Raw genomic sequence first — 15815 nt, 5'->3', positions numbered from 1 at the left:
GCATTAGTTCAGACCGCAGGACAATACTTTAGAGAAAAAGTATAGCACCGCTATAGACAAAGTGATATAGCGGTGCTACAATGACCCTATAGCGGTGCTATACAGTGATCTGTATCTTATCAAATTTAGGAGGGTTACTATGCCAATCAAAACTCAAGAACTGGTCGTCGTCACAGGTACGTCCAGCGGCATCGGTAGGGCTACCGCGGAGCAGCTCGCCGCTGAAGGATTTCACGTTTTGGCGGGGGTTCGCCGTCAGGAAGATGCCGACAATATCAAACACGAAAATATCGAGCCGGTGATCGTCGATGTTACCAATATCGAGACACTAAAGGCGCTGGCCGAAAGGGTGGTGCAAGATCCGCTTGGTCGGCCATTGAGAGCAGTGGTCAACAATGCCGGCATCGCCGTTAATGCACCTCTGGAGATGGTTCCGCTCGATGAATTTCGCCGCCAAATCGAAGTTAGTGTGATCGGACAGGTAGCGGTTATTCAGGCGCTTACCCCGGCCTTGCTGGACAGCGGCGGGCGCGTGGTCAATATCGGTTCTGTTGGCGGCAAGATCTCTATGCCTGGTTTCGGGATATATTCGGCAGCAAAGTTTGCCATGGAAGCAATCAATGACAGTCTCCGGAGGGAGATGTCCTCGTTTGGGATCAAGGTTATCATGATCACCCCGGGTGGTGTCAGCACTGGCCTGTCGGAGCAAGGAATTACAACAGCGGAGCGGCTGGCCAAGTTAATGACGCCGGACCAGCACCGGCGCCATGATCGTCTTTTTGACTCCGTGAAGGCTCAGGCTGAAACGTGGGCAAAGGACGGTATTCGCCCTGAGAAGGTGGCAGCAGTGATTTCACGCGCAATCCACAAAAGAAATCCACGAACCCGCTATACGGCCGGTCGCGATTCGGCACTGCTGACCCGACTGGTCCGTATTCTCCCCGACAAGCTCCTCGACCGGATGCTCCGCAGCCAGATGAAATTGCAGTAACTATAAATTGGGAGGAATTAGCATGAACGATACAAAGAACCGTTACGTTACTGTACTCTGGGAGGCGAGAGCTAAGGCAGGGAGAGAAGCCGAGATGAAGGCATTTATGACTGCTGCTGTCACCCCGTCGCGCAACGACCCCGGCAACATTGACTACGAGGCTCACGAGGTAGAAGGCCAGCCTGGCACATTCATCATCTACGAGCGCTGGGAAAACCGGGATGCCCTCGATCGGCACCTGAGCGTTCCACGGATGCAGGAACTGGTGCCCCAGCTCTTAGAACTGATGGAAGGAACCATTGAGGAAGGGATTCGACTCCTGCAGCCTTTCCGCCCAGCGCAGTGAAATTCTTAAAGTCTTTAGTGGAGGAGGTAAACCGTTGGCAACGATTGATGATTTTGCAGCACTCGATATTCGTGTCGGAACGATTAAGGAAGCGGAGTTTTTTGAAGAAACAAAGATCCCTGCCATCAAGCTTAAGATTGACTTTGGACCGGAGATCGGGATGAAATCCTCAAGTGCACAAATAACTAAGCGTTACAGAGTTGATGAAATTGTAGGAAAGCAAATTATAGGAATCGTCAACTTCCCTCCCCGGCGCATTGCAGGATTCAAATCGGAAGTATTAGTGTTGGGAGGAGTCCCGGAAAAAGGAGATGTTATTCTATTAAAGCCGGATACTGAAATACCTAATGGTACTCCTATTGCGTGAAAATAAGACTCTAAAAGCGACTCAGCCTTAAAGCGGCCAGGTAATTATTTCGCCCGTCGACGATATAACTGCAGCCTTTGTCGATTCCGCGAAATCCGGCTTGAACGACTTTCTCCGGAGTGGACAATGCGCTACCCGCCGCCATGTCCCTGCTGCCGACAGCATCGAAAAAGCCTGTATCCGTCGCACCCGGGCACAGGGTAAGGACGCGCACACCGCGACCACGGGTTTCGGCCCACAACGCTTCGGAGAAAGATAACACGAAAGCCTTGGTTGCACCGTAGACAGCCGAATAGGCGCAAGGTGCAAACGCGGCCATTGAAGCCACGTTGACAACGACTCCGTCCTTGCGTTCCAGCATGCCGGGCAGAAAATGATGCGTCAGGTCGACAAGAGCCGCAGTGTTCAGCATAATTTCCTCCTGCTCGCGCTCTGGATCAATCTCCTCAAAGCGGCCATGCGTGCCAATGCCTGCGTTATTGATTGGTCGAATAAGTGCTTCCGCTCGTCTGCATCCAGTTGCAGCGCTTGATTCCCGCATGTTCAGGCTGAAGCCGATGTCTGCGCGATTTGATGAATTCCCCCAAAGCGGATGAAAAATTAACTAATACAATTTCGTGGATATGTTGTTCAAGAGAGGATCAAATGTCTACTTCACATTAATCAATAAGGCAAACCATTGGTTTGTGCTATTTGCCGTAGCTTAGGTTTAGTTCTTATTTTATGATTAATGGTGCTGAATTTGAGCGGTTATTGAAGTAGGAGGTAAGGATAATTTATGACTGAATTATTAGCGCCAGCAGGAAATATGGAAGCTTTAAAGGCTGCAATATCTAATGGTTGTGATGCAGTATACTTAGGCATGCAAAAATTTGGTGCACGTGCATACTCATCTAATTTTGATCTGGAATCGTTACAAGAGGCTGTTACGTATGCGCATCTGAGGGACGTTAAACTCTATGTTACAATGAATACCATCGTATTCGAAAACGAAGTGGAAGAGATGAAAGAGCAGATCCGCGAATTAAATGAAATCGGTGTGGATGGCATTATCGTCCAGGACCTGACGGCTTTTGATTATATCGTTAAAAACTTTGTTGATATGGAAGCACATTGTTCCACTCAGATGGGAATAGACGATGTAGACGGAACTTTATTATTCAAAGAACTTGGTGCTAAAAGAGTGGTTCTGTCCCGTGAGGTTAAGATTGAAACAGTCAAAGAGATCAAAAGAGTAGCTGACATCCCTTTAGAAATTTTCATTCACGGTGCGTTATGTGTATCTTATTCGGGAAATTGTCTAATGTCAGGATTACTCGGCAATCGATGCGCAAATCGCGGAAGATGTGTGGGTTCATGCCGTAAGGAATACGACCTGATTGATAAGACAACAGATACATCATTAGGGAAAAGCTATATTCTATCTACTAAGGACTTAAACACAATTGATTATATCCATGATTTAAATGAAGTCGATTCTTTGAAAATAGAAGGCCGAATGAAGGCACCTACGTATGTTGCCAACGTTGTATCCAAATATCGCATGGCCTTAGATCATAAAATAACAGCAGAAGACAAAGAAAATCTGAAAAAAACATTCAATAGAACATTTACTAAAGGGTATTTGTTCCACGAAGATAAGAGAAATATTACAAACATCTTAAAACCTAATAACTTTGGTTATGAAATTGGAACAATCAGCAAGGTTATTAAAGACACGTATGAAATAACCCTTACACGTCCTTTAAATCAGAACGATACCATCCGAATAAGCCATAACAATGAAGATGTTAATTTAACGGTTGCCAAGCTATACAACAAAGACGGCGACTTAATCAACACAGCTGATGATGTCTGCTATATCAAAGTCAAAGAAAAGATGTCTAAGGGAGATGTAGTATATAAAACGAAGGATTATTTCTATCACAAAGAATTAGAAGCCTCACTGGAAAAAGAATTTAAGCGGTTCAACCTCGATATTAGAGTATATGCATATCCAGGTTCAAAGCTTGTCATAGAGGCGGAGGGCTTAGGCTGTAATTATTCCTATGAAAGTGAGGAAATACTAGGCGAAGCCATTAATAATCCAACAACGAAAGACCAGGTCATCAAGCAAATCTCCAGATTAAATGATACGATATTTGAACTTCATCAGGTCGATTATGAGGAATGCAATGCATTTATTCCAGCTAAACTGTTAAATGCAGCAAGAAGAGATATTGTACTGGGCTTATATGACTTAAAGCTTAACAGCCAGCAGAAAAGAATCAAGGCTGTGAAAGCAAAAGAAAAAATAAGCTTTGCCCCTGTACAACCATACCTTACGGCCTCTGTAACGAATCAGGAACAGTATGATGCTTGCGTGAGCTGTGGAATTAAGGAAATCTATTTTGACAATGTGGTTAGAAGAAATCAGAATGATTATAAGGAACAAGAAGGACAGCTGCTAATCGGAGGATATGGCGGAATTCATCACTACAGAGAAACCAATCCGTTTGTTACGGACTATTCTCTAAATGTTATTAATGCCACTAGCTGCTATGAATTATATAAATTAGGTGCCAAACGGGTCACTTTATCTTATGAGTTGAATAAGAGCCAAATTGAAGATGTAATAAATGCCTATGTTGAAGAAAATGACGGCTATCCTGCGCTGGAAATGATTGTGTATGGCAAGGCCCCGTTGATGTTTACCAAATATTGTCCGATGAGAAAAATGAATCAATGCAGAATTTGCAGAACGAAGAGCTATGAGTTAAAAGATGAGCAAGGAACGTTCCCTATCCTTTCCCATGAGGATTGTACAGCGACTATTCTTAATGGGAAGATGCTTAATCTGTTGGATGAGCTGCCAGACCTCAAAGGAATCGAGGCACTCCGATTAAACTTCACAGTTGAATCTAAAGAGCAGGTTGTGAACGTCATTCATATGGCCTCAGGCAAATTGAATGGCTCGATGAATAATGCTGTCTTCAATCAGGAAACAGACACAAGAGGGCATTATAATAAAGAGATTGTGTAGTCGTGGAATTCATTAAATGTTCTAAAATCAATCATAAGGATGACCTTCAGATGAAAATATTATTAGTTGAAGATGATAAGACGATCGCGTCGGGACTGGAATATTCGCTGCAGCAAGAGGGTTATTGGACTGTTCTCTGCCATGATGCCGCTTCAGCCCGAAAGGTGCTCGCCGAAGACATCGATCAGTTCACTTTGTGCCTGTTCGATTTACAGCTTCCAGACGGAACGGGCTATGAATTATGCAAGATGGTGAAGGAACGACGGGATATCCCGGTCATTTTCTTAACAGTGATTGATGATGAGGTCAATGTCGTGATGGGACTCGATATGGGAGCCGATGATTACATTACCAAACCTTTTCGGGTTCGCGAGCTTCTCTCCCGGATCAAGTCCGTCTTGCGGAGATACCAGAAGCTGTCCCATGCAGGAGCGGTCATTGACATTGACAATGTGCGCATCCATACGCTGGAAGGCAAAGTATATAAAAACGGTGCCGAAATTTCGCTAACCGCCTTGGAATACCGCTTATTGCTGATCTTTGGCAACCACGTTGGACAGGTCCTCACCAGGAATCAGCTCTTGGAGCAAATCTGGGACGTGGCCGGCGACTTCGTGAATGACAACACGTTAACGGTTTATATCAAAAGGCTAAGGGAAAAGCTGGAGGATAATCCAGAGCAGCCGGCTCTGATCAAAACGGTACGCGGTTTAGGCTATAAGGTTGGTGATTAGATGCTGCGCAATCGGGAAAATCAAATATTATTACTCGTCATGGGTTCGATCAGCTTATCGGCGATCGTCATTGCTGCTTTCATATCGTCTGTCGCCGTTGCCCTGGTTATTATTGTATCCGTGCTGCTTACCGGCACAGCTGTATTATTCACAAAACGGAGATATTACGAGCTAGAGAAGCTGTCCGTCTATTTGCGGGAGATTAGCAGCGGCCAGGCCTCCCTTGACCCTCGCGATAATCAAGAAGGTGAGCTTAGCATCTTAAAGAATGATATTTACAAGGTGACACGCATGCTCTCCGAGCATCGTTCGCTATTGCAGCGGGATAAGCTTCAACTGACCGATGCCATCTCCGATATTTCACATCAGCTCAAAACACCGATCACCTCTATGACAGTCATGGCAGATCTGTTAAGCGCACCTGATCTGCCTTCACTCAAAAGAACGGAGTTCACCCATCATATTCGCATTCAGCTTGAACGGATCGATTGGCTTGTTTCATCCTTATTAAAGCTAGCGAAAATGGAAGCGGGAACTATCCCGTTCAAAAAAGATCGAATACACATGAGAACCTTAATCCAAAAGGCACTAGAGCCGGTTATGATTCCGATGGATATTAAGGGACAGACCGTTTCCATCACAGGGGATGACAACGTCTCTTTTGCCGGCGATTTCCGTTGGACTGCTGAAGCGGTTATCAATATTTTGAAAAATGGAGTGGAGCATACACCTGAGGGCGGTGCGATTACCATCACATTTTCCGACAACGTGCTATATACGGAAATCGTTATTGCTGACAACGGAGAGGGCATTCCGAAAGAGGATTTGCCTTATATATTCAAACGTTTTTATAAAGGAAAGAATGCTAATGAAGGAAGTATCGGTATAGGGCTTGCGATGGCTCACAGCATCATTGCAAGCCAGAACGGCGTGATTGATGTAACGAGCGGCAGCGGGAGGGGTACAGAGTTTCGGATCAAATTTTATAAGCATGTGATTTAACAGCATTCCGTAAGTGACTGAACTGTCACCTCCAACGTCACTGTAAAGTCATTTTGGACAGTTAAAATGATATTTATCAGATGAACAATGGAGGTACAACCATGCAAATGAAGCAGCAGCGCAAGATTACTTTTATTATCACGATAGGCTACACCCTGATTATTCTTTATTTTATGCTTTTTGCTTTCGGCAGAGCGGATACGGTAGATCAAACCAGTCAGTACACCTTTATTTTTTTGCCGGACGGTTTTTTTAGGGTGCCGGGTCTTTCCGATCTTCTACATCCGACACTGATGGACTTGGTGGGTATTGGAAACTTTGCAGCCTTCATACCTTTTGGCATACTGTTTCCGTTGTTATACCGCACTAGCTTTGTTCGCTTCATGACAGGGTTTATCCTGTCCATTCTTGTGGTGGAGACCATCCAGGCCCTAACATTCCTCGGCAGCTTTGACACGAACGACGTCATAACGAACTCAGTGGGCGCTGCTATTGGATTCGGGGGCTACAAGATTGGCTTCCGTACAAAAAACTACTGGAGAAATATCGCTGCTACAGGAATTGCCAGTGCTGTGTTAATGCTCGGCGTATGGGGGGTCTTCGGAGTAGTTGATCAAGTGTTCACCAAAGAGTTGGCCCCTTTTGTAGCGATCAACGAATGGGAAGATAGTACCGGAAATCGAGTAACGGGAACCAAACAGGACAGTCTTAAGATTGGCGGTCAAGACGTGACACCCCAATATAATGTGTATGGCATCGAAGGCAAAAAGAAGGAAACATATACGTATTCGCTAGGCAATAAGAGTGATCTGTATCTTAGATTGAATTATGGAATTCCTGATCATAAGGATTTTCAGGGCAGCCTTAAGGTTACCGTTGACGGGCATGAGCTCCTGTCTGTATCTGCAGAAGATCAGCTCCATGAGCCGGACAATAGGATCCTTCATCTCACCGGGGCTAAAGAGCTTAAGATAACCATTGAGGGGAATGAAATCCTTTGGGATGTTGGATATAGAGAGATGGTATATAACTGGAATTGAGCATCTCGGGAAGGAGGGATGGCAATGGATATTTTAACCATTGAAAATTTGTCCAAAATATACGGCACAGGCGAATCGGCGGTGAAGGCGCTTGATGATGTTTCCTTTTCGGTCCAAAAAGGTGAATTCGTCGTAATTATCGGACCTTCCGGATCGGGGAAATCGACACTCCTTCATATGCTGGGCGGTGTGGATCGACCGACTGGCGGGAAAGTGTATGTTCAGGATACGGATATGTATACCTTGGACGAAACGCAGCTGGCCATCTTCAGACGCAGGCAAATCGGGCTGATCTACCAGTTTTTCAATCTGCTTCCCGTCCTGACGGTGGAAGAGAATATTACGCTGCCGCTCTTGCTGGATCAACAAAAGGTAGATCAAAAGCAATTGGCTGATCTTGTGAATACGTTGAATTTGCAGCATCGATTAAACCATCTGCCGAATCAGCTATCCGGTGGACAGCAGCAGCGTGTCTCGATTGGCAGGGCGATCATCGGCAATCCTGCGATCATGCTGGCCGACGAACCCACCGGGAATCTGGACAGCAGGAATAGCAGCGAGATCGTCGATTTATTGAAAATGCTGAATAAGACCTATCATCAGACCCTGCTCGTAATCACGCATGACGAACGGATCGCCCTGCAAGCCGACAGAATCATTTCAATTGAAGATGGGAGGATTGCCAAAGACGAGGTGATAAGGCGATGAATATTGTCAATACATTAACCATCCGGCATCTGAAGCAGAACAAGAGACGAACACTTGTGACTATTCTTGGCGTAATTATTTCGGTATCCATGATGACCGCTGTCATTACGCTAATTTTTTCCTTTGCGGATTTAATGATCAGACAAACGATCACAGATACAGGGGAGTGGCATATTCAGTATCAAGATATAACCAAGGAACAGCTTGCGGCGATAAAGGGCGATGATGCCACCAAAACGGTTGCAATCACAAGAGACCTTGGGTATGCCCCATTAGAAGGGGGACAAAATTCCAATAAGCCGTACTTGTTCATTAAGGAATATGATGTGCAAGGGTTCACACAATTTCAGATTGAAATAAGCAAGGGGCGTCTTCCGCACACGGACAAGGAGGTTGTGATCTCCGAGTCTGTTACAACAAATGGCAAAGTGAAGTACGAAATCGGCGACCGTCTAACGCTTCGGGTCGGCGACCGATTCAAACAAGGGGGCGATCATCCCCTGGATCAGACGGAACCGCTGCGCAGGAAAGACGGCACATTGACCGAGACATTACAGCATAGCATAATTAGGGATTATACGGTGGTAGGCTTCATTAAACCTCCGGTGTCTGAACCGGCTCGGGCCCCGGGTTATACGATCATTAGCTATGTCGATGATCATATCATCGGGGGGGACGATCGGGTCGATGCGTCGGTGGTCTTGCAGCAGGTCAATCCGTTCTTGTTCGCACATGCGGAGAAGCTGGCTGAGAAAAACCAAATGGACACTGTCCAATATAATAACGATTTGCTTCGTTATTATGGCTTGTCCAGCAGCGGAGCCTCATCCAGCCTGATGTTCTCATTATCGGCAATCATTATGGGGGCCATTATAATTGGCTCGGTTGGGCTCATCTATAACGCTTTTGCGATATCCGTCTCGGAACGCTCCCGCCATTTAGGGATGCTCGCGAGCGTGGGGGCGACGAAAAGGCAGAAGCGAAATTCCGTATTTTTTGAAGGTATCGTCATTGGTTTGATCAGCATTCCCATTGGCATCTTATGCGGTCTTGCCGGAATCGGAATCACCTTTTCGTTCATGAACACAATGATTGAAGGGGCATTATGGACTAGTGAAAAGCTGAGGCTTATCGTCACGCCGTTATTGCTCTTGATTACTTGTCTTGTTTCGATGCTGACGATTTTCGTTTCGGCGTATCTCCCGGCGGTTAAAGCATCCAGGGTATCTCCCATGGACGCGATTCGCCAAACCACTGACGTAAAGCTTACGGCCAAAGCAGTGAAGACGTCGAAGATCATTCGTAAGCTCTTCGGAATCGAAGCAGAAATCGGGCTGAAAAACTTAAAAAGGAACAAACGAAGATATCATGTTATTCTTTTTTCGCTTGTCATCAGCATCGTTTTGTTTTTGACGATATCGTTTTTCACGACTGGCCTGACACGATCTCTGGCATTGTCGCTGGAAGGCATCAATTACGATATTGAAGTGTCGTCCAGTAATGGCGAAAGACTAGATGACCGGTTGATGCAATCGCTTGTATCTCTGGATGGCGTCACGGAATATAGCGTCAGTCATGAGTTAGTCAGGAACGCTTGGGTCGATGCAGCAAGCATCGCCGACGAGTTGCAAGAGAAGGTTAAGCAGGATAAGAGTATGCTGCAAGACGGGAAATACCCTTACGAAATTAAGCTCTATGCACTGAATGATTCGAGCCTGCAAGCCTATGCCAGAGCGGCCCACGCAGATTACGAACAGCTTACGGATCTGGATCATCCTGCCGCAATCGTGATGGATACGATTCATTACAAAGATATAGATACGGGTAAATATATTCAGACGAAGTCCATATATGCGAATATCGGACAACATATCGAGCTAACGAGTTTTTTTAAAGCGAGCGGGGAAGAAACGAAGGCAAATAAAGTGAGAGTTGCCGCATTGACGGATAAGGCACCGATGGGGATGAGCCCGTTAGGCGTAGGCGGGTTAAATATGATCGTGTCGGAACGCGTCATGAATCGGCTGGCAGACGGCGAGGAACTGGCTAACGCTTCGATGTATCTCCATTTGAAAAGCACGGAACCGGTGAAAACGCAGCAGGAAATTGAAGCGTTGAATGAGACCAATCTGAATGTCTACAATGTATATCAATCCAGAATAAGAGAAGAACAACAGATTCTGCTGATGAACGTCTTTTCTTACGGTTTCATCGTATTAATCTCTGCGATTTCCGTTGCGAACATCTTTAATACGATCTCAACAGGGCTGGCTCTTCGCAAACGGGAATTTGCGATGCTGAAATCCGTAGGCGCGACGCCAAAGGCGTTTGCAAAAATGCTGAACTATGAGAGTATTTTTTATGGGGTCAAGTCGCTCTTGTATGGGCTTCCTGTCAGTTTCGCCGTGATGGTTCTGATCTATAAAGCATTTGCGAACAAATTCAGCTATGGGTTCACCCTGCCCTGGATGAGCATTCTGTCTGTCATTGTGTGTGTATTTGTCATTGTCAGCTCTGCGGTTGTTTATTCCGGAGCTAAAGTAAAAAAGGAGAATATTATTGATGCATTAAAGCAAGAGAATATATGATTTTAGAATTGCGGGATTGCGGACCGTTATTACGATTTGGCAGTAGCTGAGAAGAGCATTATCAAGGAGGATACTGGGATGAGAATGCCAAGCGACAGCGAGCTGACATTGCTATTCGAAGGAGATGAGCAACAGCTTCAACAATTTGCTTTTGTGTACAGCGTCATTGTAGATTGGGGAGAGGAGGACGAGGAGATCGTCCGATTGTTCGGTAAACAGCTTCCCGATGAGACGGTCGAGGTGTCGCCTACGGACAAAGGATTGGACGTTACCTACAATGGGCAACTGCATTCGATTGCGCTTACCTTTACCGGAAATGATCGCTATATCACGATTCGCGGCTTTCAGGAGCTGATCCGGGACAAATACGAAATTCGACTGTTTGAGGCCTCGTATCTTTCCGATACGCACGAATTTTTGATTTTACCGAAGCGGAAGTGGGAGGAACTGGATGCCCGTTATCCGGTGCGGAGTAGGGAGATATTCCGTGTCATCGATGATGAGCTGGATTTTCCGTAAATTTCACCGATAGACTGGTTAAACTGAACCTTAGTAAGAAATAAGTAGCTATACGTAATTTCATTTGACACCCACCCCCAACCAGTGCTATTTTTACTCTAGAATATCAAAGGCAATGTAACCTTAGGGTTCAACCTCGCTGAGAAGTGTGGGGTTGGGCCTTTTTTGCATTCCGATAAAGGGAGGAATATTAGCATGTTGCGGACAGAGTTACTTTTACAAAGACTGGATGAGATTGGGGGGACGCTCGGACGTAAGGGCGGGGCGCTTCTGCTGCTGGGTGTGGGGTCGGTGGGGGTGGAGCTGGAGCGAATGGATGAGTATTCGGATTTGGATTTTTTTGTTATTGTGGAAGCAGGGCAGAAGAAGAGGTATATTGACCGTCTGGATTGGCTGGAGGAGACGTATCCGCTTGCCTATGCTTTTAAAAACTCTGATGTGGGCTGCAAAATCTTGTTTGAGGATGGAATTTACGGCGAATACGCGATATTTGAGGAGCTAGAGCTGACTGACGCGTCTTATACGGAGGGCCGGGTGGTGTGGAAGGCTCCGCTGTACAGTAACACGGATATAGCCAAACCGCGCAGACCGCTGCCGAGTCAAAAGTGTGATTCCTTAGACTTTCCGCTGAACGAAGCGTTAACCAATCTGTACGTGGGGCTGGGCCGTTATGCCAGGGGAGAGCGCCTGTCTGCGGCACGGTTTATTCAGGGCCACGCGATCGACCGGATTTTGTCGGTGCTTCATCTGCTGGAGCCGGAGGTGGATTACTTCCCTGATCCCTTCGGAAATGAGCGCCGTTTAGAGAAGCGGTACCCCAGTTTTGCCGACAAGCTTGGCGGTATGCTGCAGGGATATGATCGTGTACCCGAGTCGGCACTATGCATTCTAGAGTTCATTGAAGCCGTCTATCCGGCCAATTCAAGACTAAGCACAGAGATACGAGACCTGGTTCACAAGCTTACTGCCAGATAACGTTAAGCTGAAATAAGTAGCGGCAAGTTTGTTGAATAAGTAGCAAAGGGCACCTGCTTGGGCGTCCTTTGCTTTAAGGAATCAGGGGTTTCTGCTTCATGTTTCGATCACAGTGATTTAGAATGTTCGCAAATTGTATTATTACCTGCGGTGATTCCCTCTCTTTTAAGATGGTTATCGCCCGCATCACACATTTCTTTTAATAAGGGAAGCAATGTCCGGCCATAGTCCGATATTGAGTATTCTACTCTAATGGGAACCTCGTCTGCATATACCGCGCGATTCACTAATCCATCCTGTTGCATTTGCTTTAATTGTTCGTTTAAAACCTTATGTGAGACGCCTTCACAAATTTTGAGTAAGTCTTTTGTGCGCTTTTGCTCATATCCTAATTGATACAGGATAATGCTTTTCCATTTACCACTAATGATATTTTGCACCACATCAAATCCAGTATTTATTTTATTCATGATATCCTCCTTACTTCGAAGTAACCTAGTGACTATAAAGTGCAGTATTTTCAATTGCAGACGCTCCAGATAAGATGATTATAGCAAATCTAAGCTATGGGGGGCGTTAAAATGAGTTTGCAGGATATTATCCTACAAAGGAAATCGGTCAGACATTATGATCCAAACTATAAGATTGAAAGAAAGGAAATACTTGATGCGATTGAACTGGCAGCCAAGTCACCAAACGGAAATAACATTCAGAGTACACGCTATTTACTCATCGAAGATAAGGAGTTGCGCGCTAAAGTTAAACCCATTGCATATCACCAGGAGCAGGTTGAAACCTCCAGTTATTTGATTTTGATCTTGGGGGATTACCGTGCTTTTCATACTGAGAATATCCATGCTATTCAAGACAAGGCTTTGGAGAAAGGTTATTTCACTCAAGAAACGAAAACGTATTTAACAAATGCAGCAATTGGTTATTATCACAACATGTCTAATCAAGATTATTTAAAAGAGTTGGTCCGCGATGGCAGTCTGGCTGCAATGACCTTGGTCCTTATTTTGAACGACAAAGGGTACCAGACCATCACGATGTCAGGTTATGATAAAGCTGCTCTTTTTGAAGGGCTCAACATTCCCGGACATTATGAAGACATTATGTTATTAAGTGTGGGCAGAGGGATTCAAGAGGGTCATTCCACTGTAAGACATGATATTGAGGATATAACGTTTATAGATCGGGTACCTTCGTGATTTTATAAGGAAATAAGCCTGGAGTGATTCAAACATGATGAATTTATATGGAGCGGAGCATCACTTGATGGTGGTGTCCGGCAATTTGGTTTATCCAACAGCAGATTGTCGCACCTCTTCAAAGAAAATACAGGTATTTCCCTTAGTGGATACATGGTGCTGCACAAGCTGCAGAAGGCAACCTATTTGATTTTTGAGGGGCTAAGCATTACGGATGCGGCTATGGCAGCAGGCTTTGACAGTCCGTCCCATGAGTGCATACTTGAAGGAAACTGAATTGCTGAACTATTCTCACCCGTTGATCCAGCAAATTGTTCACAGCCGCCAGTGGGATTCGATGTCCAGGAAGGACCAAATTCTCGGCATCTATAACTACGTTCGTGACGAAATACGGTTCGGCTATAACCGGGCGGATGATATTCCGGCATCGGAAGTCTTGCAGGATGGCTACGGCCAGTGTAATACAAAGGGTGTGCTGTTTATGGCGTTGCAACCGATAATTTTCAAAAGCCGGATATCTATTGGAACGAAAATGATACCTACGTGCAAAAAGAAGGCATCGTTCAGGATTTCGGGATTTACGACAGCCCCGATGCCTTCTTCACGGGTCATCCGCAAGGGTTCAGCCCGTTCAAGAAAATAATCTATAGCAGGGTGGTCCGGCATCTGATGAACCGGAACGCCGATCACATCAGGCGGGGGTAGCTAACTGATTCTAAATGTGAAAATCTGCGGTTGTATTTACATTTTTCATTAAGAATGCTATCATGCAAACATGACGTTAACGTCATATTATATCTTGAAGGGAGTGAACCATTATGAACCGCATGCGCATTGGAGATTTGACAGAACGGGCAGGGGTAACCCAGCGCACGGTTCGCTATTACGAGAGCATCGGGTTGCTTCCTTCAGGCGAGCGCGAAGGCAATGGTCATCATTACTATACGGAAGAAACGGTTGCCCGTCTGCGTAAGATTGATCAGTTGAAGAAGGTTGGCTTAAGTCTGGAGGAAATTCGGGACGTAATCGAGCTTTACTTTACGGATACGAGCGGGGTACTTCCGAAGCGGAAAGTTCTCGGTATACTGCGCCAACATTTGGACGACACGGATCAAAAGCTTGAAGCGCTCGGGCAGTTCCGCAGCGATTTGCAGTCACATATAGAACGTTTCGAGCAATGGCTCGAGGCCAATGATAGCGATTAAATTTTTTTGTGCTAAACATGACGTTGACGTAATGTTTGAATCTCAAGGAGGTTAAATTCATGAAGGACAACATTGGGTTTATCGGACTCGGACTGCTCGGTGTTCCAGTCGCTTCCAATCTGCTTCAAGCAGGATATGTATTGACCGTATACAACCGCACTCCAGAGAAAGCGGAACCGCTCGTTGCCCAAGGTGCGCTGCAGGCGGTCCGTCCAGCAGACACTGTGACCACCGGTGGCATCGTCGTCACCTTGGTTTGGGACGATGAAGCATTGGAAGCCGTCGTCAAAAGCAAAGATTTCCTGGAACGGCTGGGCATAGGAGGTATTCATGTATCCATGAGTACGGTGTCGCCGGATACGGGCAGGAAGCTGGCAGATCTGCACGCGCGGCATGGCTCCGTCTATGTTGAGGCGCCTATCTTTGGACGGCCGGAGGCAGCCGCTGCCAGGCAATTGTGGATTCCAATTGCAGGCCCCGCGGAAGCAAAGGAACGGGTCCGGCCGATTTTGGAGGCGATGGGGGCTAAGGGGATCTTTGACTTTGGCGAGGAAGCCGGTTCGGCTGTAATCATCAAACTGCTCGGCAACTTCCTTATTGTCTCCGCCGCACGCTCCATGGAAGAGGCACTAGGAATGGCTGTGCGCAGCGGTGTTGATCCCACAGCAGCGGTTAATATGCTTACCAGCACACTGTTTACCGCCCCAATCTATCAAAGCTACGGCAAAATGATTGCCGAAAAGTCAGTATCCGTATCCGAAAGCAAAATTCCGCAGAAGGATGTCGGTCTCTTCCTGTCGGCGGCGCAAAGCGTACAATTCCCGGCCCCGCTTGCTAGCCTGCTGCTTGATATGCTAGAGAACGGAGATCAGAGCAGAGCCTAAAGCTGTGGCCGATATTATTAGTGGGAAAATAGGAAGAGTCAGACCTTTTGCAGGTCTGACTCTCCTATTTTAAAAGATAAGAATTTATATGCTTCGCGCTATATGTGGGGGCATGTGTTGACCTCGGTGATATCCAACGTCACTATCTCTTACTGTCATCAACCTGGATCGCGGCGATTGCCAGATGAGGGGGCCCTTAAAAATCAAAAAACGCGCCTGAACC

The 15815-nt window shown here is 46.1% G+C and carries 18 protein-coding genes; 16 read left to right on the top strand and 2 right to left on the bottom strand.

The window, feature by feature from the left end:
* The first annotated feature begins 139 nt into the window (after nucleotides 1–139).
* The 3 genes from HQN87_RS14710 to csaA are packed head-to-tail and all read left to right on the top strand — an operon-like array spanning nucleotide 140 to nucleotide 1704.
* Nucleotides 140–991 (top strand): SDR family oxidoreductase, encoded by an 852-nt coding sequence (locus HQN87_RS14710; RefSeq protein WP_173134473.1) that lies wholly within the window; start codon nucleotides 140–142, stop codon nucleotides 989–991.
* Nucleotides 992–1013: 22 nt separating this feature from the next.
* A complete protein-coding gene (locus tag HQN87_RS14705) occupies nucleotides 1014–1337 on the top strand; it encodes a putative quinol monooxygenase (RefSeq protein WP_173134470.1) in 324 nt (107 codons plus the stop codon).
* 34 nt (nucleotides 1338–1371) lie between these two features.
* A complete protein-coding gene (gene csaA, locus HQN87_RS14700) occupies nucleotides 1372–1704 on the top strand; it encodes a chaperone CsaA (protein WP_173134467.1) in 333 nt (110 codons plus the stop codon).
* Between the two features lie 10 nt (nucleotides 1705–1714).
* Here the strand turns inward: csaA and HQN87_RS14695 are convergent, their stop codons facing one another.
* Nucleotides 1715–2245 carry an SDR family NAD(P)-dependent oxidoreductase gene (locus HQN87_RS14695; protein ID WP_254075500.1) on the bottom strand — a complete coding sequence of 177 codons (531 nt, stop codon included), beginning with the start codon at nucleotides 2243–2245 and terminating at the stop codon, nucleotides 1715–1717.
* Between the two features lie 237 nt (nucleotides 2246–2482).
* Between HQN87_RS14695 and HQN87_RS14690 the strand changes: the two genes are divergently transcribed.
* The 8 genes from HQN87_RS14690 (at nucleotide 2483) to HQN87_RS14655 (ending at nucleotide 12292) form a co-directional block, all read left to right on the top strand.
* Nucleotides 2483–4726, top strand: coding sequence for a U32 family peptidase (locus HQN87_RS14690; RefSeq protein ID WP_173134462.1), 2244 nt, complete (start codon nucleotides 2483–2485; stop codon nucleotides 4724–4726).
* A 50-nt stretch (nucleotides 4727–4776) separates the two neighbouring features.
* On the top strand, nucleotides 4777–5460 hold the full coding sequence (locus HQN87_RS14685; protein ID WP_042141824.1) for a response regulator transcription factor: 684 nt from the start codon (nucleotides 4777–4779) through the stop codon (nucleotides 5458–5460).
* Nucleotides 5461–6462, top strand: coding sequence for a sensor histidine kinase (locus HQN87_RS14680; protein ID WP_173134459.1), 1002 nt, complete (start codon nucleotides 5461–5463; stop codon nucleotides 6460–6462). It abuts the gene before it with no gap.
* A 101-nt stretch (nucleotides 6463–6563) separates the two neighbouring features.
* Nucleotides 6564–7502, top strand: a complete 939-nt coding sequence (locus HQN87_RS14675) for a VanZ family protein (protein WP_173134456.1) — start codon at nucleotides 6564–6566, stop codon at nucleotides 7500–7502.
* 24 nt (nucleotides 7503–7526) lie between these two features.
* Nucleotides 7527–8210 (top strand): ABC transporter ATP-binding protein, encoded by a 684-nt coding sequence (locus HQN87_RS14670; RefSeq protein WP_173134453.1) that lies wholly within the window; start codon nucleotides 7527–7529, stop codon nucleotides 8208–8210.
* A complete protein-coding gene (locus HQN87_RS14665; protein ID WP_173134449.1) occupies nucleotides 8207–10798 on the top strand; it encodes an ABC transporter permease in 2592 nt (863 codons plus the stop codon). The genes HQN87_RS14670 and HQN87_RS14665 overlap by 4 nt, the downstream gene beginning before the upstream one ends.
* A gap of 78 nt (nucleotides 10799–10876) precedes the next feature.
* On the top strand, nucleotides 10877–11317 hold the full coding sequence (locus HQN87_RS14660; RefSeq protein ID WP_173134446.1) for a hypothetical protein: 441 nt from the start codon (nucleotides 10877–10879) through the stop codon (nucleotides 11315–11317).
* Nucleotides 11318–11512: 195 nt separating this feature from the next.
* Nucleotides 11513–12292 carry a hypothetical protein gene (locus tag HQN87_RS14655; protein ID WP_173134443.1) on the top strand — a complete coding sequence of 260 codons (780 nt, stop codon included), beginning with the start codon at nucleotides 11513–11515 and terminating at the stop codon, nucleotides 12290–12292.
* A 107-nt stretch (nucleotides 12293–12399) separates the two neighbouring features.
* Here the strand turns inward: HQN87_RS14655 and HQN87_RS14650 are convergent, their stop codons facing one another.
* Nucleotides 12400–12762 (bottom strand): winged helix-turn-helix transcriptional regulator, encoded by a 363-nt coding sequence (locus HQN87_RS14650; protein WP_173134440.1) that lies wholly within the window; start codon nucleotides 12760–12762, stop codon nucleotides 12400–12402.
* Between the two features lie 111 nt (nucleotides 12763–12873).
* On the opposite strand from HQN87_RS14650, the gene HQN87_RS14645 reads away from it, so the two are divergent.
* The 5 genes from HQN87_RS14645 (at nucleotide 12874) to HQN87_RS14625 (ending at nucleotide 15592) form a co-directional block, all read left to right on the top strand.
* Entirely contained in the window at nucleotides 12874–13503 is a 630-nt protein-coding gene (locus tag HQN87_RS14645) for a nitroreductase family protein (protein WP_173134437.1), read from the top strand.
* Nucleotides 13504–13608: 105 nt separating this feature from the next.
* Entirely contained in the window at nucleotides 13609–13779 is a 171-nt protein-coding gene (locus tag HQN87_RS14640) for a helix-turn-helix domain-containing protein (protein ID WP_216857302.1), read from the top strand.
* A complete protein-coding gene (locus HQN87_RS14635) occupies nucleotides 13766–14146 on the top strand; it encodes a transglutaminase-like domain-containing protein (protein ID WP_254075499.1) in 381 nt (126 codons plus the stop codon). The genes HQN87_RS14640 and HQN87_RS14635 overlap by 14 nt, the downstream gene beginning before the upstream one ends.
* A 175-nt stretch (nucleotides 14147–14321) precedes the next feature.
* Nucleotides 14322–14708 (top strand): MerR family transcriptional regulator, encoded by a 387-nt coding sequence (locus HQN87_RS14630; protein ID WP_173134434.1) that lies wholly within the window; start codon nucleotides 14322–14324, stop codon nucleotides 14706–14708.
* A 59-nt stretch (nucleotides 14709–14767) separates the two neighbouring features.
* Entirely contained in the window at nucleotides 14768–15592 is an 825-nt protein-coding gene (locus tag HQN87_RS14625) for an NAD(P)-dependent oxidoreductase (protein ID WP_173134431.1), read from the top strand.
* Nucleotides 15593–15815 lie beyond the last annotated feature (223 nt).

The sequence above is a fragment of the Paenibacillus tritici genome (assembly GCF_013204885.1).
Classification (GTDB): Bacteria; Bacillota; Bacilli; order Paenibacillales; family Paenibacillaceae; genus Paenibacillus_AQ; species Paenibacillus_AQ tritici.
This window is presented reverse-complemented; position numbering and strand designations above follow the sequence as displayed.